General features: G+C 63.4%; 16 protein-coding genes, 1 tRNA gene and 1 riboswitch. Of the genes, 9 read left to right on the top strand and 8 right to left on the bottom strand.

Translation table 11 applies throughout. The features are described from left to right. Positions 1-171: 171 nt before the first annotated feature. The 4 genes from cobO to NKJ06_RS04500 all read right to left on the bottom strand — a co-directional run bounded on the left by cobO (position 172) and on the right by NKJ06_RS04500 (position 2,347). Positions 172-786 carry a cob(I)yrinic acid a,c-diamide adenosyltransferase gene (gene cobO, locus NKJ06_RS04515; protein WP_352809241.1) on the bottom strand — a complete coding sequence of 205 codons (615 nt, stop codon included), beginning with the start codon at positions 784-786 and terminating at the stop codon, positions 172-174. Position 787: 1 nt separating this feature from the next. Further along, a complete protein-coding gene (gene cobU / locus NKJ06_RS04510) occupies positions 788-1,231 on the bottom strand; it encodes a bifunctional adenosylcobinamide kinase/adenosylcobinamide-phosphate guanylyltransferase (RefSeq protein WP_352809243.1) in 444 nt (147 codons plus the stop codon). Between the two features lie 153 nt (positions 1,232-1,384). Next, positions 1,385-2,152: a CbtA family protein gene (locus tag NKJ06_RS04505; RefSeq protein WP_352632426.1), complete on the bottom strand. Its 768-nt coding sequence runs from the start codon at positions 2,150-2,152 to the stop codon at positions 1,385-1,387. Between the two features lie 15 nt (positions 2,153-2,167). Beyond that, on the bottom strand, positions 2,168-2,347 hold the full coding sequence (locus NKJ06_RS04500; RefSeq protein ID WP_109667912.1) for a CbtB domain-containing protein: 180 nt from the start codon (positions 2,345-2,347) through the stop codon (positions 2,168-2,170). A 36-nt stretch (positions 2,348-2,383) separates the two neighbouring features. Further along, a riboswitch (cobalamin riboswitch) is annotated at positions 2,384-2,579 on the bottom strand. Between the two features lie 140 nt (positions 2,580-2,719). On the opposite strand from NKJ06_RS04500, the gene NKJ06_RS04495 reads away from it, so the two are divergent. Then, positions 2,720-3,895, top strand: coding sequence for an aromatic ring-hydroxylating oxygenase subunit alpha (locus tag NKJ06_RS04495; RefSeq protein ID WP_352632429.1), 1,176 nt, complete (start codon positions 2,720-2,722; stop codon positions 3,893-3,895). Between the two features lie 3 nt (positions 3,896-3,898). Here NKJ06_RS04495 and NKJ06_RS04490 read toward each other — a convergent pair whose 3' ends face one another. Next, positions 3,899-5,098 (bottom strand): MFS transporter, encoded by a 1,200-nt coding sequence (locus NKJ06_RS04490; RefSeq protein WP_352632431.1) that lies wholly within the window; start codon positions 5,096-5,098, stop codon positions 3,899-3,901. 223 nt (positions 5,099-5,321) lie between these two features. Between NKJ06_RS04490 and NKJ06_RS04485 the strand changes: the two genes are divergently transcribed. Beyond that, on the top strand, positions 5,322-6,320 hold the full coding sequence (locus NKJ06_RS04485; RefSeq protein ID WP_352632433.1) for a heparan-alpha-glucosaminide N-acetyltransferase: 999 nt from the start codon (positions 5,322-5,324) through the stop codon (positions 6,318-6,320). Beyond that, positions 6,317-6,793, top strand: coding sequence for a methyltransferase family protein (locus tag NKJ06_RS04480; protein ID WP_352632435.1), 477 nt, complete (start codon positions 6,317-6,319; stop codon positions 6,791-6,793). Before NKJ06_RS04485 ends, NKJ06_RS04480 begins: the two co-directional genes overlap by 4 nt. Before the next feature lie 73 nt (positions 6,794-6,866). On the opposite strand, the gene NKJ06_RS04475 is transcribed toward NKJ06_RS04480, so the two are convergent. Continuing rightward, on the bottom strand, positions 6,867-7,253 hold the full coding sequence (locus NKJ06_RS04475) for a MerR family transcriptional regulator (RefSeq protein WP_006203215.1): 387 nt from the start codon (positions 7,251-7,253) through the stop codon (positions 6,867-6,869). 153 nt (positions 7,254-7,406) lie between these two features. After that, positions 7,407-8,825 (bottom strand): magnesium transporter, encoded by a 1,419-nt coding sequence (mgtE, locus tag NKJ06_RS04470; RefSeq protein WP_352632437.1) that lies wholly within the window; start codon positions 8,823-8,825, stop codon positions 7,407-7,409. Between the two features lie 395 nt (positions 8,826-9,220). Here mgtE and NKJ06_RS04465 point away from each other — a divergent pair, with 395 nt between their 5' ends. From NKJ06_RS04465 to NKJ06_RS04440, 6 genes are all read left to right on the top strand, one after another. Next, positions 9,221-9,892: a LuxR C-terminal-related transcriptional regulator gene (locus tag NKJ06_RS04465; RefSeq protein ID WP_352632439.1), complete on the top strand. Its 672-nt coding sequence runs from the start codon at positions 9,221-9,223 to the stop codon at positions 9,890-9,892. Positions 9,893-10,019: 127 nt separating this feature from the next. After that, the gene (locus NKJ06_RS04460) at positions 10,020-11,210 is read left to right on the top strand and encodes an aminotransferase class V-fold PLP-dependent enzyme (protein WP_352632440.1); all 1,191 of its coding nucleotides are present in this window, start codon (positions 10,020-10,022) and stop codon (positions 11,208-11,210) included. A gap of 13 nt (positions 11,211-11,223) precedes the next feature. Continuing rightward, positions 11,224-12,186, top strand: a complete 963-nt coding sequence (locus NKJ06_RS04455) for an HpcH/HpaI aldolase/citrate lyase family protein (protein WP_352632442.1) — start codon at positions 11,224-11,226, stop codon at positions 12,184-12,186. Positions 12,187-12,205: 19 nt separating this feature from the next. Continuing rightward, positions 12,206-13,390 carry a malate--CoA ligase subunit beta gene (locus NKJ06_RS04450; RefSeq protein ID WP_352632444.1) on the top strand — a complete coding sequence of 395 codons (1,185 nt, stop codon included), beginning with the start codon at positions 12,206-12,208 and terminating at the stop codon, positions 13,388-13,390. A gap of 11 nt (positions 13,391-13,401) precedes the next feature. Next, the gene (gene sucD, locus NKJ06_RS04445; protein WP_352632446.1) at positions 13,402-14,298 is read left to right on the top strand and encodes a succinate--CoA ligase subunit alpha; all 897 of its coding nucleotides are present in this window, start codon (positions 13,402-13,404) and stop codon (positions 14,296-14,298) included. Positions 14,299-14,843: 545 nt separating this feature from the next. Beyond that, positions 14,844-16,868 (top strand): BTAD domain-containing putative transcriptional regulator, encoded by a 2,025-nt coding sequence (locus tag NKJ06_RS04440; protein ID WP_352632448.1) that lies wholly within the window; start codon positions 14,844-14,846, stop codon positions 16,866-16,868. Between the two features lie 54 nt (positions 16,869-16,922). Here NKJ06_RS04440 and NKJ06_RS04435 read toward each other — a convergent pair. Further along, positions 16,923-17,007 (bottom strand) — tRNA-Leu (locus NKJ06_RS04435). Positions 17,008-17,212 lie beyond the last annotated feature (205 nt).

The following is a 17,212-nucleotide window of genomic DNA, read 5'->3' as shown; positions in this document are numbered from 1 at the left end:
CCGCGTGGCCGCGCGGCCCCCCCGCCGCCGCCGGCCCCCCCCCCCCCCGGCGCGCCGGCGGCGGGGGGGCCGCCCCCCCGCCCGCGCCGCCGCGGCGCCCCCCCGCGGCGCCGACCCCACCCCGCTCCGCTTCGCGGATCGACCCTCCCCACAAGGGGGAGGGTAAAGCTCTCAGAACTCAATCCCCTGCTGCGCCTTAACGCCCGCGGAAAAGTGATGCTTGGTCACACCCATCTCGGTGACGAGATCGGCGGCCTCGACCAGCGCCGGCTTGGCGTTGCGGCCGGTGACCACGACATGCAGGCCCTCGCGCCGGGCCTTCAGCGCCGCAACCACGGTGTCGAGATGGAGATAGTCGTAGCGCAGCGCGATGTTCAATTCGTCGAGCACCAGCAGGCTGATCGACGGGTCGGCCATCAGTTCGAGCACCTTGACCCACGCCGCTTCAGCCGCGGCGATGTCGCGCTTCAGGTCCTGCGTCTCCCAGGTGAAGCCCTCGCCCATAGCGTGCCATACGACGCGGTCGCCGAAGGCGGCAAAAGCGTCCTTCTCACCGGTGTGCCATTTGCCCTTGATGAACTGGACGACGCCGACGCGCTTGCCGTAGCCGAGCATCCGCAGCGCCAGGCCGAAGGCGGCTGTGGTCTTGCCCTTGCCCGGGCCGGTGTTGACGATCAGCAGCCCCTTCTCGACCGTCTTGCTCGCCACCTCGGCATCCTGCACCGCCTTGCGCTTGGCCATCTTGGCGCGGTGGCGTTCTTCATCCTTATTGTCGATGTCGGTCATGTCATTTCACCTTGAGCGGCAGCCCCGCCACCATCAGCAGCACTGTGTCGGCGACGGCAGCGACCTGCTGGTTGAGCCGGCCCGCGGCATCACGGAAGCGGCGCGCGAGTGCGTTATCAGGCACGATACCTTGCCCGACTTCATTGGAAACCACGAACCAGGGCCCGCGCGGCCGCGACAGCACGTCCGCCAGCCGCCGGCATTCCAGCTCGAGGTCGTGTTCGGCCAACATATGGTTGGTCAGCCACAATGTCAGGCAGTCGACAAGCACCGGCTGGTTGTCGGGCAACGCCGCGAGCGCGCCGGCAAGATCGAGCGGTGCGTCGATGGTCGTCCAGCCTTCGCCGCGCCGCGACCGGTGCTGCGCGATGCGCTCACGCATCTCGTCGTCATAGGCTTGCGCGGTGGCGATATAGGTCCATGGCGAGGGCAAGGCCGTCGCCAGATTTTCGGCGTGGGGGGGGGGGGGGGGGGGGGGGGCCCCGCGGGCGGGGGGGGGGGGGGGGGGGGGGGGGGGGGGGGGGGGGGGGGGCGGGGGGCGGGGCGGGGGGCGGGGCGGCCGCCCCCACCGCCGATGAGGAAGGTCAGTGCCTTGCTGTCAGGCAAAGCTGTCGCGCAGGCTGGTCGCCGTACCGGTAAAGCGGCCACGCACCACGCCGACGACCGCGCCGAGCACCAGCCAGAACACCAGATTGGTCACTGTCACCGCCACCACGAACTGGTGATGCAGGCCTTCCGGGATCGGCGTCTCGAAACTGTCGGGCTGCGGCGCGCCGACAATATGCGGCGCGACGATCAACGCCACGGCCAGGATCGCCAGCGGCAGCGACTTGCGAAAGGCGATCAGGCCGAGCCCGGCCGCGGTCGCCGCCACCGTTGCCCACCACCAGATCTGGCGCTCGGTCAGATCGGCCGCGGGCATGGCCGGCAGTTCCGGCGGCAGGCCAAGACCCGGTGCCAGCGTGAACACGGCAAAGCCGGCCAAGCCCCAGAAGACGCCCTGCCGCCAGCCACCGATGCCGCCGGCGAATTCGGAGACTGCAACCAGAATCAGCGCGAAACCGATGCCGGTGACAATATTGGCAAGCACGCTGAAGGCGAAACGCTCGAAACCGTCTGCCGGCGCCCAACCCTCATCTTCGGCGGCCGGAGCGACTTCCGCCGCCGGAGCGGCTGTGCTCGTGGCATTGCTATCCGTTGGGGCCGGAGCGGCATGGTCATGGTGATGCCCGCCACCAGCCTGTTCGTAGACTTCCGCCTTCAGGATCAGCGGCACGGTGGCGTAGGCCTGCATGCAGGCGAGAACGACACCGGCCACGAGCCCTGCGATCGCCGCGATGAACACGACGTTGCGAAACAGGTTCATGATGTCAGATCCTCGTCAGTGGCAGGGAAACGCCATCGAATGGCGATAGTCGTGAGCCGCATTGTGGACTGCATCGATATGCGAGAAGCCGACAAAGCCCATCACGAAGATGCCGAGAAACGCAGCAAGAGCGAGCTGCATGAAGCGCGACTGCGAGGAGACGGAGGCGCCGAGGGAGACGGAAGCAGTAGTCATGTCTTGTCCTTTCGCCCTCCACCCGAGGGCATCGAAGTCAGTTTCCTGTCGCCGGCAGGTCTCCTGGCTCACGGATCAGCGCCCTTCCCCACCTTCCCGAAGAACAATCTTCAGTGGCATATGGAGAGGACTACCGCACACAGTTGCGGGGGCAGCCACGGCATTGGGCGAAACTCGCCCGCACCGCATTCCCTCTTGGCTCCAAAATGGAACCGACGACATCAGCGACTATAGGCAGAATCCTCGCCTCCGGCAAACCAAATTCCGCCGGCAACCATTGCGAATGCGTCGTGCCAGGCAAGGGCCGCCGGTGCCGCAATTGACAATTTTCCTGGCCGGGTGTCGGCTGGCACCTCCATAGGAAGCCAGCCCATGCAGCCCATTGCCAGCGAGCGCGATCCCTACAACGGCCTGACCCGGACCGAACCGACGCTGCCTTCGTCGGCCTATTGGGATGCAGGCACCTACCAAAACGATCTCGACGCTATCTGGTACAGAAGCTGGCTGCTGGTCTGCCGCGAGGCCGACCTTGCGCAACCGATGGCTTTCCGCACCTTCCGCATCGGCACGCAGGGGATTGTCGTGCTGCGTGACGAGACCGGCGAACTGCGCGCCTTCCACAACACCTGCCGCCATCGCGGCTCGCAGCTTTGCCGGGAAAGCGAAGGCCGGCTGAAGGCGCGGCTGATCACCTGCCCCTACCACGCCTGGTCTTATTCCCTGCGCGGCGATCTCGTGCGCGTGCCGTCGAAATCGCTGCCTGAAAATTTCGACAAGGCCGATCATCCGCTTTATCGCGTAGCGCTCTCGGTGTGGCGCGGTTTTATCTTCGTCAATCTCGCTGAAGACGCGATCGGTTCGGCGCAGACATCCTTCGATCCCGCATCCGGCGATCTCGGCAACTGGCCGCTGGAGACGTTGGTAAGCGGCCATGTGCTGCGCAAGGTTATGAACTGCAACTGGAAGATTTTTTGGGAAAACTTCAACGAATGCCTGCATTGCCCCGGCGTCCACAAGGACCTGTCGCGGCTGGTGCCGATCTATGGCCGCGGCCTGATGGGACGACACGACGATCCCGAATGGACGCGCCATGCCGACAATGACGCGCCGGAGTTTTCCGGCGGCCTGCGCACTGGCGCCGAGACATGGTCGAGCGACGGCCAGGCGCACGGGCCGGTCTTTTCGGGCCTGACACAGGCCGAGCGCACTGCGGGCCAGACCTACGCCACTAGCCTGCCGTCGATGTTCATCGTCGGCCATGTCGATTATGTCCGCACCGTGCGGCTGGTGCCGCTCGGCCCCGAACAGACCGAGCTTGTCGCCGAATGGCTGTTTACGCCCGAAGCGCTCGCCGCGACCGACATCGACAACATCGTTGCCTTCGGCACCCAGGTGCTGGAGGAAGATGCTGACATCTGCGAGGTCAACCAGAAAGGCTTGCGCTCGATGCGCCACACGGCCGGCGTGCTGATGCCCGAGGAATACGACCTGCACCGCTTCCACAACTGGGTGCGCGAGCGGCACGCGGCACTCCCGACCAAGCCCTGAAGATCAGAGTGATTTCGGCAGGTAGCGCCAGGTCACGAAGCCGCAAATCGCCGCCAGCAGGCCGAGCGTGACAAACACCGAGCCCAGCCCGAAGAAGGCCAGCACCACCGAATAGACCAGCGGCGGCGTTAGCTCGGAAAAGTCGAGATAGGTGCGGTAGACCGCCGCCATCTGTGATCTTTCATAGGAGCGCACCGAGCGCATGAAGGCGGTCGAGCCGAGTGCGTCGAGCGCGATGGTGAAGAAGGCGCCGCCAAGCAGGAAGGCGCCGGTGAGCAGCGGCACGGTTTCGCCGACGAAGCCTGCCGCCAGCAGCATGGCCGACATGGCGAAATAGGCAAACGTCATGGTCCGGCGGCCGCCAAAGCGCTTTCCTGCCTTGCCCCAGAAGATGGCCATGAACAGCAGCGCGTTACCGGCCGAAACCAGCAGGCCGCCGGCCAGCTTGCCCTCGCCGGCGATCACCATGAACAGCGGCCCATAGACGAAGAACGTCGTCCAGAAACAGGAGCGGCCGAAGGCGATCAGCCAGGCCAGCCTGAGTCTTGGCTGGGCGATGAAGCGGCCGATATTGGCGAGCGGATTGACCGGGCGTGTCTTGCCCGGACGGATCGACGGATTGTCGCCGAGCCGGTAGGTCCAAAACAGCGCCAGCAGGGCCAGGGCGAAGATCGCGACCGCGCCATGCGCGGCATAGATGCCGAAGCGTGTGTAGAGGAAGATGCCGAGCGTCGGCCCACCCGTCCAGGCCAACATCGACCATGCCATGCGCAGCGATTCGGCCTGCATGAAATCGGTCTTGCGGATGTGATCCATGATGTAGAGGTTGAGCGTGATCGACAGCGCGCTGGCGCCCATCACGCGGCACAGCATGCCGGCCAGTTGCCCGGCAAGCGTGTGCGTGACGAAGAACAGCGAGCCGATGGCCAGCAGGCAGGCGCCAGCCGTGTAGATCCAGCGGCGGGCAAAGCGGCGGATCAGCATCGGCATGAACAGCGTCACCGACAGGCCGAGCATCGCCACGACGGTGTAGAGGATCGAGACGATCTGCTCGTTATGCAGGATCTCGTAGGCCTGGATCGGGATGACGCTCGACACCGTAGCGCGGGCGAAGGATTCGACCGCGTAGAGCGAAGCGAAGGTGCGCGCGTCCGCGGCCTTGAGGGCCGGTAGCCAGATCGGATGGCGCACATGGGTGGACATTGCTTCCCCAAAGCAGAATCTATCGGGCCAAATCTGCCGTGGCGACCCCAGCGCCAATAAGAGGAAACCGACGCCTATCGGGCAAAAGCGAAGTCGGCCAAAGGCTTCCCGGCACTGGCCCAATGCGGCGGCTGATCCGGCGTCCTCGGCAAAATTCCCGGCCTTCTTTTGTTCGGTGCAACCGTGATAGTCGTTTTGCGGGGCTGAATCAGAATGCGAGACCATGAGCATCCAAACGCCGACCGCACCCGTTCAGGATCGACCAAGGCGCATCGTCGCCATCGACATTGTGCGCGGCATCGCGCTGATCGCCATGGCGAGCTACCATTTCACCTGGGATCTGGAATTCTTCGGCTACACCGATCCCGGCCTGACCGCCTTCGGCTGGTGGAAGATCTACGCACGCTGCATCGCCTCGACCTTCCTGTTCCTGGTCGGCGTCAGCCTGTACCTCGCCCATGGCCGACAAATCCGCTGGAACGGCTTCTGGAAGCGTTTCGCCATGGTCGCCGGAGCCGCGATCGCGATTTCGATCGTCACCCGCATCGCCACGCCGGACGGCTTCATCTTCTTCGGCATATTGCATGAGATCGCGCTCGCCAGCCTGCTCGGCCTGCTGTTTCTTCGCCTGCCGGCTTTGCTGACCATGATGGTTGCCGCGCTGGTCATCGCGGCGCCGATCTATTTGCGCTTCGAGGCTTTCGACCATCCATGGCTGTGGTGGGTCGGCCTGTCGGCGATCAATCCGCGTTCCAATGACTACGTTCCGCTGTTCCCGTGGTTCGGCGCTGTGCTTCTCGGCATAGGCGTCACTAAGCTTGCCGCGGGCGCGGGTGTCTTGACGTGGCTGGCGAACCTCAAGTCAGGCCGCTGGGCCAACCCGCTGGTCTTCATCGGCCGGCACAGCCTGGCCTTCTACCTGATCCATCAACCGCTGCTGATCGGCTGCGTGTGGCTGTTCTCGCAGATCATGCCGGCACAGGTTGAAACGCCGCAGGTGAACTTCCTCAAAACCTGCCAGCTGTCCTGCGAGCAGTCGCGCGACACCGAGTTCTGTTCCAGCTACTGTGTCTGCATGCTCGATACGCTCGAGGGCGAGGCCACGCTTGATCGGCTCTACAACAACGACCAGACTGCGGAATGGAAGGCACACCTGTCCGATCTCGCCGGCATGTGTACCGCCAAAACCGACAGCAAGTTGATGGAGGAAGGGGTCAAATGACCGAGAACCAGCCGAAGCAGGGGCTCATACCGTGGCCGCCGCTGATCTACATGGCCGCCATCGCCATCAGCATTGCCCTTGGCCTGCTCTACCCCCTGCCCTGGATCGGCGACCTCCTGGGTGACATTCTTTTCGCGGCCGGCTGGGTGGCCCTGTTCGCCGTCGCCGCACTCTGGCTCACCGCGATCCGCACCATGATCCGGGCCAAGACCACGCTCAACCCCAACGCGGTGCCCGATCACCTGGTCACGTCAGGTCCCTTCGGCATCACCCGCAATCCGATCTATCTCGCCAACACGCTGCTGTTGATCGGCGTCGCCTTTGTCTCGGGGATAGCGTGGTTCCTCCCGTTGGCGTTCATCGCGGCCTTCGCCACGCAGAAGATGGCCATCGAGAGCGAGGAAAAGGTGCTGGCGGCGAAGTTCGGCAAGAAATACCGCGACTACGCGAAACGCGTGCGACGCTGGATTTGAGCTGGCGCGTTCGTCATCCACGGGCCGAGCAAGGAGCAGAGCGACGCGGCGCAGACCCGAGGATGACGAGGGCTCAGGTATTCACGCCGAGTTCGACGAGCCGCTCGACGCAGGATTCTTCGGCCTGGTCGAGCTCGGCCAGCGTCTCTTCAAGGTCGCGGCGCTTCTGCCTGAGATCCTCGCGCTTTTCTTCGATGCGCTTGATCATCAGCTTGAGTTGACCGACCTCGCCGGGCGGCTCCTTGTACATCTGGATGATTTCGCGGATCTCGTTGATCGAGAAGCCGAGCCTCTTGCCACGCATGATCTGCCGGATGAGGTGGCGATCGGACGGGCGAAACAGCCGCGTGCGGCCACGCCGCACCGGCTGCACCAGCCCCTCATCCTCATAGAAGCGCAGCGTCCGCGTCGATACGTCGAACTCGCGAGTCAACTCGGTGATCGAATAATATTCCCGCATAGTCACTCCCGGACGCCGGAATCCCGAGCGATCGCCCTGCGGCGTCGCCCTCCTGTCCCGAACCAAACCCATGCCATGCCGGAATCGACAAGGCGCCCCGCCCAAGCCTCGCACGGCGTTTACGTAAAAGTCAATTGAGGCACGACTGTACCTTTAGGGTACACCGAACCACCATGTGGCAATGCCGAGAAACGCAAAGAAGCCGACGACATCCGTGACGGTGGTGACGAAGACAGCCGAAGCAACCGCCGGGTCGACCTTGAAACGGTCGAGCAGCAGCGGGATCAGGATGCCGGCGAGCGCAGCCACGAACATGTTGATGATCATCGCCGCGGCGATGATGCCACCCAGATTGGGATCACGGAACCAGGCTGCCGCAACGATGCCGATCAGGATGGCGAAGATAATGCCGTTGATGAAGCCAACCCCCATCTCGCGGCGAATGATGCGGCTGGCGTTGTAGATGTCGAGATCCCTGGTCGCCAGCGCCCGCACGGTGACGGTCATGGTCTGCGAGCCGGCATTACCGCCCATGCCGGCTACGATCGGCATCAGCACCGCCAGTGCCACGATATGTTCGATCGTGCGGTCGAACAGGCTGATGACCGACGCCGCCAGGAACGCGGTCAAAAGGTTGATCAGCAACCACGGAACCCGCGAGCGCGAGGTCGAAAAGATACTGTCGGAGAGTTCTTCGTCACCGACGCCACCCATGCGCATCAGATCTTCCTCGGCCTCCTGCTGGATGACGTCGACGACATCGTCGATGGTCAGCACGCCGACCAGCCGCTCGTTCTCGTCGACGACGGCGGCCGACAAAAGGTCGTACTGCTCGAATTCCCGCGCCGCCTCTTCCTGATCCATGGTGGCCGGAATGGCGTGCCGCGTCTCGTGCATGACCTCCTCGACCTTGACCGAGCGCTTGGTGCGCAGAATCTGGTCGAGGTCGATGGCGCCGAGCAGCTTGAAGCTCGGATCGATGACGAAGATCTGGCTGAAGCGGTCGGGAAGGTTGTTGTCCTCGCGCATGTAGTCGATGGTCTGGCCGATCGTCCAGAACGGCGGCACCGCGACGAACTCCGTCTGCATGCGGCGGCCGGCCGTCTCTTCCGGGTAATCGAGCGAGCGGCGCAGCCTGATCCGCTCGGTGAACGGCAGCTGCGACAGGATCTCGTCCTGGTCTTCCTGATCGAGATCCTCGAGAATGTAGACCGCGTCGTCGGAATCGAGCTCCTGCACCGCCTGGGCAATCTGCGCATTGGGCAGATTGTCGACGATCTCCATGCGGATCGCCTCATCGACCTCGGTCAGCGCTGAGAAGTCGAAATCGGCGCCCAAGAGGTCGACCAGCGCACGGCGCTGGTCGGGGTGCAGCGCCTCGAGCAGGTCCCCGAGTTCCGATTGGTGCAGGTCGTCGACTTCACGCTTCAGCGCGAGCGTGTCGCGATCGGCGATCGCAGCACCGATCTGGGCAAGGAAGGACGAAAGGACGGCGCCGTCCTCGCCATAGATGTCGGCGTGGTGCTCTTCGGCGGCCCTGGCGCCGGTCGTCCGTTCGTCCTGGCCTTCCACCAGCGCCTCCCGCCATCGCAATCCCGGAAAAGGTGCAAATCAGGTCTAGAGCATCGAACCCAAACGTGGAAACCGGTTTTGGGAAATCCGGCGTCCTGACGGAGATGGACGTCGGCACGATTCGATTTGAGAACTTATCGCTCTAACGCTCGGAATATCAAACGAAATGGGTGCTTTTCCATCTCACCTGCTTCACCATGAAAAGTATCGCGTATGCTCAACCTGACAATACCTATCCTGTCAGAAACCAGCAGGGTTCCGGTTCAGGACACGCGACAGCGCATGTCGCTGGGGAAAGAGCACCCCGGCGCGATTGGGTCAGAATTGTCCTGGTACAGGCTCCAAGGCGAACACTTGGATCCGCCTATCTCCGCAACCAGAGCAACCGGACGCCCTTGAAGATAAAGCTGGAGACAACGAAAAAGGCAATCGAAGCGAGGCGCGTCCGCGTCGTCGTCGCCGAACGCAATCCGCTCGTCATTTCGGCGCTGCGCGAAATGCTGGAATGCGATGGGCGTTTCGAGCTTGTGGCCTCCGTGCAAAGCGGCAAGCATTTCCTGGACCTGGCGGCGGAGGCCGAGTTCGATGTCGCCATCATCGGCTGGAAGCTCGCCGACATGGATGGCGCCGATGTCCTTGCCGAGGTCCAGAGCCGCAAGTTCGATGTGCGCATCACGGTGTTTTCCAATGACCACGACATCGGCATCCTGAAGCAATGCGTGCGGCTCGGCGCCCAGGGCTACTGCTTCCAGTTCGACGATCCGCCGATCATCTTCGACACGATCCTGGCCGTCGCGCACGGCCGCATCTGCATCCCCTATATCGACATCAACAAGGTCAACGACACGCCGCTATCGCAGCTCACGGTGCGTGAGCGCGAACTGCTGGCGGTGCTGTCCGACGGTTGGACCAATCTTCAGATCGCGACACGGACCGGTATCTCGGAAAATACCGTGAAGTACCACCTCAAGAATCTCTACGACAAGCTTGACGTCCGCAACCGGGCGATGGCCGTCGCGCTCTATTCGAGCGAGAGGCGCCGCAGTCCCAAGCAGCCTTTCGGGTAGGTCGAGCCCACCCGCGCGCGGCGACAATTTACCCGGCAAGGTGTTGTTGACCAGCGCCGCCGAAACGACACTCATTCCACAAATTCTGGCACTCGCCACGAATTCTGGCACTCGGAGGAGTTCGCGCATGGCTGGGTTCACCCATCTTTTCATTCCAGGACCCACCAACATCCCGGAGCAGGTCCGGCAAGCGATGAACCTCCCGATGGAGGATATGCGCGCCGGGTCATTCCCTGATTTCACGTTGCCGCTGTTTGAAGACATCCGACGGGTCTTCAAGAACGAGACTGGCCGCGTCTTCATTTATCCATCCTCCGGTACCGGCGCCTGGGAAGCGGCGATGACCAATGTTCTCAGCCCCGGCGACCGCGTGCTGATGTCGCGCTTCGGCCAGTTCTCGCATCTGTGGGTCGACATGGCCGAGCGCCTCGGTTTCGAGGTGGACGTGATCGACTGCGAATGGGGAACCGGCGTACCGCTCGACCTCTATGCGGAAAAGTTGAATGCGGACAAGGCGCATCGCATCAAAGCGGTCTTCTGCACGCAGAACGAGACCGCGACCGGCGTCACCAGCGATGTCGCCGGCTGTCGCGCCGTACTCGACGCCGCTGATCACCCTGCCCTGCTCTTTGTCGACGGTGTGTCGTCGATCGGTTCGATCGATTTCCGGCAGGAGGAATGGGGCGTCGACTGCGCCGTCAGCGGTTCGCAGAAAGGCTTCATGCTGCCGGCCGGCCTCGGCTTCCTCTCAGTCAGCAAGAAGGCCCTTGTCGCTTCGAGGAGCGCCACCCACCGGCGCTGCTTCTTCTCCTTCGAGGACATGATCCGCGCCAACGACGCCGGCTATTTCCCCTACACGCCGGCGACGCAACTGCTGCGCGGCCTGCGCGCCTCGCTCGATCTGATCGCCGACGAAGGGCTCGACAACATTTTCGTCCGTCACCATCGCCTCGCCGAAGGCGTGCGCAAGGCGGTCGACGCCTGGGGCCTGAAGCTTTGCGCGAAGGCGCCGAAATGGCACTCCGACACCGTCAGCGCCATCCTCGTGCCGGAGGGCATCGACAGCGCCGAAATCGTCAAGCGCGCCTACCAGACGTACCGGACGTCGCTCGGCGGCGGTCTCAACAAGGTGTTCGGCAAGGTCTTCCGCATCGGCCATCTCGGTTGGCTGAACGAAGTCATGGTGCTCGCCTCGCTGTCGGCGGCGGAAATGGCGCTCCTCGATTGCGGTGTGCGGCTGGCGCCGGGCTCCGGCGTCGGCGCCGCCATCCAGCATTTTCGAGCCTCGGCCGCAGTGCCGGTCGCCGAAGCCGCATGAGGGGGAGCCGACCATGAGCCACACCATCAACCATCTGAAGAAACTGAGACTGCAGCGCAGCGAACTCGCGGTTCCCGGTTCAAGCCCGGAGATGATCGACAAGGCGGCAAACAGCGCCGCCGACTTCGTCTTCCTCGACATCGAGGACGCGGTGGCCCCGCCGGACAAGGAACGCGCCCGCAAGAACATCATCCAGGCGCTCAACGACATCGACTGGCGCGCCAAGGGCAAGACCGTTTCGGTGCGCATCAACGGCCTCGACACACACTACATGTACCGCGACGTGGTCGACGTGATGGAACAGGCCGGCGACCGGCTGGACACGATCCTGGTGCCGAAAGTCGGTGTGCCGGCCGACCTCTACATGGTCGAGGCCATGGTCAACCAGATCGAGATGGCCAAGGGCTACAAGACCCGCGTCGGCCTGGAAGCGCTCATCGAGACGGCACTCGGCATGGCCAATGTCGAGGCGATCGCCGCGACACCAGGCCGCCTGGAGGCAATGCATTTCGGCGTCGCCGACTATGCCGCGAGCTGCAAGGCGCGCACCGTCAACATTGGCGGGCTCAACCCGGACTATCCCGGCGACCAGTGGCATTTCGCTTTGTCGCGGATGACCGTAGCCTGCAGGGCCTACGGCCTGCGCGCCATTGACGGACCATTCGGCGATTTCTCCGATCCGGAAGGTTACATCGCCGGCGCCAAGCGCGCGGCTGCCCTTGGCATCGAAGGCAAATGGGCGATCCACCCCTCGCAGATCGAGCTTGCCAACAGCGTCTTCTCCCCGCCGGAAAAGGAGGTCACCCGCGCCAGGCGCATCCTCGAAGTGCTGAAGGAGGCCGAGGCGCAAGGCAAGGGAGCGGCCGCACTCGACGGCAAGATGATCGATGCCGCGTCGGAGCGCATGGCGAGGAACGTATTGGTGGTCAACGAAGCAATCGAACGCGCCGGCCAATCACGCGTCGCTACGCATTGACTGCTTAGGGAGGACAAAAATGGACATCCACGAGTATCAGGCCAAGGAACTGCTCGCCCGCCACGGGGTTCACGTCCCGCGCGGCGGCCTCGCCTACAGCCCCGAGCAGGCGACCTATCGCGCCCGCGAGATAGGCGGCGGCAAATGGGTGCTGAAGGCGCAGGTCCATTCCGGCGCCCGCGGCAAGGCCGGCGGCATCAAGCTCTGCGCCAATGACGAGGAAATCTCCGACGCGGCCGAAGCCATGCTCGGCCGCAAGCTGGTGACCCAGCAGACCGGCCCGCGCGGCAAGCTGATTTCGCGGCTCTATCTCGAGGAAGCCGTCGACATCGCCCAGGAACTGTATGTCGGCTTCGTCCTCGACCGGAAGGAGGAGCGCGTCATGATTGTGGCGTCGGCCGCCGGCGGCATGGAGATCGAGGATATCGTCGAGAGGGCGCCGGATTCCATCATCCGGACCACGGTCGATCCCGGCGTCGGCATGCAGCGCTTCCAGGCGCGAGAGATCGCCTTCGGGCTTGGCCTGGATCAGAGCCTGATCGGCAAGGCGACCGAAACCATCTTCAGCTGCTACCAGGTGTTCCGCGACTACGATGCCTCGATGCTGGAGATCAATCCGCTGGTGGTGACTCGCGATGGCAACCTCGTCGCGCTCGACGCCAAGATGTCGTTCGACGAGAACGCGTTGTACCGGCGGCCGGAAATCTCCGAACTGCGCGACAAGAGCCAGGAAGACCCGCGCGAAACCTTCGCCAGCGACCGCGGCCTCTCCTATGTCGGCCTCGATGGCAATATCGGCTGCATCATCAACGGCGCCGGCCTCGCCATGGCAACGATGGACATGATCAAGATCGCCGGCGGCGAGCCGGCGAACTTCCTGGACATCGGCGGCGGCGCCTCGCCGGAGCGGGTGGCGAAATCGTTCCGTGCCGTGCTTGGTGACAAGAATGTCGAGACCATCCTGGTCAACATCTTCGCCGGCATCAACCGATGCGACTGGGTCGCCGAGGGCGTCATCAAGGCGATCCGCGAAGTCGGCGTCAACGTACCATTGGTGGTGCGGCTTGCCGGCACCAAGGTCGAGGAAGGGCGCCGCATCCTGGCCGATTCCGGCGAGGCGGTGATCGTTGCCGAAACGCTGGCGGAAGCCGCCGAAAAGGCCGTCGCCGCCTGGCGCGCGGTGTCGCTCAAGAAAGCAAACTGAGGGAGTTCGAAATGGCAATCCTGCTCAACCGCGGTACGCGGGTCATCGTCCAGGGCTTCACCGGCAAGATCGGCAGCTTCCATGCCGAGGACATGAAGCGCTATGGCACCAAGCTCGTCGGCGGCGTGACGCCCGGCAAGGGCGGGCAGACGCATCTCGGCCTGCCCGTTTTCAACACCGTCAAGGGAGCCGTTCGCGAAACCCGCGCCGAGGCCAGCATCGTCTTCGTGCCGCCGCCTTTCGCCGCCGACTCCATCATGGAAGCCGCAGATGCTGGCATTAAGCTGTGCGTCTGCATCACCGACGGCATTCCCTCGCAGGACATGATGCAGGTCAAGCGCTATATGCGCCGCTACCGTTTTGAGGACCGCATGCGGCTGATCGGGCCTAACTGCGCCGGGGTGATTACGCCCGGACAGGCACTGATGGGCATCATGCCGGGCAGCATCTATCTCCCCGGCCGCGTCGGCATCGTCGGGCGCTCGGGCACGCTCGGCTATGAGGCCGCCTCGCAGATGAAGGCGCTTGGCATCGGCGTCTCGACCAGCGTCGGCATCGGCGGCGATCCGATCAACGGCTCGTCTTTCAAGGACATTCTGAAGCTGTTCGAGCAGGACGACGAAACCGACGCCGTGGTGATGATCGGCGAGATCGGCGGACCGCAGGAAGCGGAAGCAGCGATCTGGGCGCGCGACAACATGCGCAAGCCGCTGATCGCCTATATCGCCGGGCTTTCCGCGCCAAAAGGCCGGCGCATGGGCCATGCCGGCGCCATCATCTCGGCCTTCGGCGAATCGGCGCAGGAAAAGGTCGAAATCCTGAAAGAGGCCGGCGTCGCCATTGTGCCGACGCCATCGTCCTTCGGCGAGGTCGTGGCCGATACCCTGGCCCGGAAGAAGGCTGCCTGATTCCGATCGAGCCGGCTTTCGGGCTTACAGCTTAGTCAACAAACGAAACGGCGGCGTGGTCTGAATGACGCGCCGCCGCTGCCGTTTCGAGCCTCGAGAAGGCCGACCGCCGTGACGTGTCGCACCCGATCTCACCTCATCGACATCAAGTTCGTGATCAGACCCGCTTTGATTTCGAGCGTAGGCGCATCGACCACTGGATGGCCGATGTCCCTCAACTGATCGACGGTCAGACCTGCGATTGCTCTGCGTCGTGCAGCGGTACGCCGCCAGTTTCTGAAAGCTGCGATCGTTACTGCTATGCTTGCCGGCAGTGCCCTAAGGAGGCGACCTTTCCTCGGATAGCGACTGGCGCGAGTTCCCGTATGAGCCATTTTGGCCCTCCCATTTCCAGATTACGGCCAGAGCTTGCCATGCCTGTGCTTTGCGGCTGTTCGGCCGCGCGCGAAAAAAAGAGAAAAACCGGCCCGCCGCTGCTAAATCTGCGTTAAATCGACCGACGGAAATGCTATCCAGCCCACTGGGGTCGAAGTCTGGAGCCAATCGTGCGCATTCGGTTGCTTGGCGGTCTCGAAGTTATTTCCCTTGACGACCAGCCCGTCCGCTTCAGCACGCGCAAGTCCTCGCTTCTTTTTGCTGCTCTGGTCTTGGCAGGCCGCCGAGGACTCAGTCGAGAGCCGCTCTCCGAGGTCTTTTGGCCGGGACGGGACGGCGCGCAGGCACGCAACAGTCTACGGCAGGCGCTTGTCGACATCAGGCGGCCGTTTCCAACGCGCAGCGATGCAGCCATCTACATCGAGGGAGACCAGGAATCCGTCGCGCTGACAGCTGGTTCCGACGAAGCGGATATCTGGGTCTTCGAGCAGAAGCTCAAGCAAGGCCAAGTCATTGATCTTGCCGCCGCTGCCGACCTCTATCGCGGCGACGTCCTTGCCGGCGAAGTCATCCCGGACGAACTGGGCGAGTGGTTTGGATCGCATCAGAGCAGATATCAACGCAAAGCACGGCAATTGGTGGAACGGCTGAGCCTCGCGCCGCTCGCACCCGACTCGGCGGAAGAGGCAGCCTGCGAAGGACTTGCGGAAAGGCTGCTCGCTTCGGACCCAACCGCGGAAGAGGCCCATCGGGCGCTGATCCGGATCTATGTACATCGGGGTCACGAAAATGCAGCCCTGCGCCAGTTCGACCTTTGCCGAGCAGCCTTGACAAAGCATCTGGGCGTGGAACCCGAGGCGCAGACAGGTTCCCTTGCAGCTTCGCTGCGATCAAGGGAACGAGTCGAGTATCAGCAGACCAAGGCGGATCTTGAGGTTGCGTCGGTGCTGCAGTCCAACGGCGAGGCCGCGATAACGCTGCCGCCGCTTCCGATGAAACCGTCAGTCGCCGTGCTGCCCTTTCAGAACCTGAGCGGCGACCCCGAGCAAGACTATTTCGCGGACGGTGTCGTGGAGGACATCACCACTGCGCTGGCTCGCTTCCGCCATCTCTTTGTCATCGCGCGGAATTCGAGCTTCGCCTACAAGGGTCGAACCGCGGACGTGAAGCAGATCGGGCGCGAACTCGGCGTGCGCTACGTGGTTGAGGGCAGCGTGCGCCGAGCGGGCGATCGCCTGCGCATTGCCGGGCAGCTCATCGACACTTCGACAGGTGCCCACCTCTGGGCAGATCGCTTCGACGGAACTCTGGCGGATGTGTTCGATCTCCAGGATCAGGTCACGTCCAGCATAGTGGGCGCAATAACACCGAAAGTGGAAGAGGCTGAGATCGAGCGTGCCAAACGCAAGCCGACGGAGAGCCTCGACGCTTACGACTACTATCTCCGCGGGCTATCTGCCTTTGACCGCACGATCACCGACAGATTGGTCATCGACGATGCCTTGCGGCTCTTCATGAAGGCGATCGAGCGTGACCCGGAGTTCGCTCTGGCCCATGCCCGGGCGGCGCGGTGCTACGCCACGCGAAAGAGTAACGGCTGGATGGTCAACCGCGCGGAAGAGATTGCCGAAGCCACTCGACTGGCCAGAAGAGCAGTCGAATTCGGGAGGGACGATGCGATTGTGCTCTCCTACGCTGGATACGTCCTCGGCTACGTAGGCGGCGATCTGGAGGACAGTGCCGCCTGCATCGACCGTGCGCTCACTCTCAGCCCGAACTCGGCCATTGCCTTGGGCGTCAGCAGCTGGGTGAAGGCTTGCTTGGGCGAGCCAGACGAGGCCATCGAGCACGCCGCGCTTGCCATGCGCCTAAGCCCGCTGGATCCACGCCTGTTCGCCTGGCAGTTCAACACCGGGCTCGCTCATTTCTGTGCTGGCCACTACGATGACGCCGTCGCATGGGCGGGAAAATCGTTGCGCCTGCAGCCGAACTACCCGAGCGCTATGCGCGTGGTGGCAGCAGGTCATGCGCTTGCGGGGCGGCTTGCGGAAGCACGGGAAATGACCGCTCGCCTGTGCGAATTCGATGCTGCGCTCCGCCTTTCGAATCTCGCGGATGTGTTGCCGCCATTTCGTCGACAGGACGATCGCGCCAGGTATGTCGAAGCACTTCGGAAAGCAGGACTGCCGGAGTAATCCGGTATCACCGGCAGGCGTGTCGAGTTTGGCGTTGCCCTTGGGGCATCAAATTGGTGCGGTCGAGAAGACTCGAACTTCCACGGGTTGCCCCACAGCGACCTCAACGCTGCGCGTCTACCAATTCCGCCACGACCGCACGTGGTAGAGCCGGAACCGACCGGCTCGCGGCGTGTAGCAAATCGTTTCCGGCGAAACAAGTGCGCGACACGTAATAATCACCAGCCATTTTGGCATAACGGTCAAGAAGCTTGAAACGCCCCTCGAACTGGACGTTTTGCCCGATTGCCGCCATATGAAGGACCAGGCATGTCGTCCAAAAAGGCGCCGAGCGGTTTCGGGAC

Origin of the sequence: Mesorhizobium sp. M0293, from assembly GCF_040321735.1 — a bacterium.
Taxonomy (GTDB): Bacteria; Pseudomonadota; Alphaproteobacteria; order Rhizobiales; family Rhizobiaceae; genus Mesorhizobium.
The sequence above is the reverse complement of the archived record's forward strand: the minus strand, read 5'-3'. Positions and strand labels throughout refer to the sequence as shown.

What these genes read in the sequence shown, in the direction of transcription:
- cobO (WP_352809241.1), bottom strand. Translation starts at nt 786, where the DNA reads ATGACCGACATCGACAATAAGGATGAAGAACGCCACCGCGCCAAGATG.
- NKJ06_RS04505 (WP_352632426.1), bottom strand. Translation starts at nt 2,152, where the DNA reads ATGAACCTGTTTCGCAACGTCGTGTTCATCGCGGCGATCGCAGGGCTC.
- NKJ06_RS04500 (WP_109667912.1), bottom strand. Translation starts at nt 2,347, where the DNA reads ATGACTACTGCTTCCGTCTCCCTCGGCGCCTCCGTCTCCTCGCAGTCG.
- NKJ06_RS04495 (WP_352632429.1), top strand. Translation starts at nt 2,720, where the DNA reads ATGCAGCCCATTGCCAGCGAGCGCGATCCCTACAACGGCCTGACCCGG.
- NKJ06_RS04490 (WP_352632431.1), bottom strand. Translation starts at nt 5,098, where the DNA reads ATGTCCACCCATGTGCGCCATCCGATCTGGCTACCGGCCCTCAAGGCC.
- NKJ06_RS04485 (WP_352632433.1), top strand. Translation starts at nt 5,322, where the DNA reads ATGAGCATCCAAACGCCGACCGCACCCGTTCAGGATCGACCAAGGCGC.
- NKJ06_RS04480 (WP_352632435.1), top strand. Translation starts at nt 6,317, where the DNA reads ATGACCGAGAACCAGCCGAAGCAGGGGCTCATACCGTGGCCGCCGCTG.
- NKJ06_RS04475 (WP_006203215.1), bottom strand. Translation starts at nt 7,253, where the DNA reads ATGCGGGAATATTATTCGATCACCGAGTTGACTCGCGAGTTCGACGTA.
- NKJ06_RS04460 (WP_352632440.1), top strand. Translation starts at nt 10,020, where the DNA reads ATGGCTGGGTTCACCCATCTTTTCATTCCAGGACCCACCAACATCCCG.
- NKJ06_RS04455 (WP_352632442.1), top strand. Translation starts at nt 11,224, where the DNA reads ATGAGCCACACCATCAACCATCTGAAGAAACTGAGACTGCAGCGCAGC.
- NKJ06_RS04450 (WP_352632444.1), top strand. Translation starts at nt 12,206, where the DNA reads ATGGACATCCACGAGTATCAGGCCAAGGAACTGCTCGCCCGCCACGGG.
- sucD (WP_352632446.1), top strand. Translation starts at nt 13,402, where the DNA reads ATGGCAATCCTGCTCAACCGCGGTACGCGGGTCATCGTCCAGGGCTTC.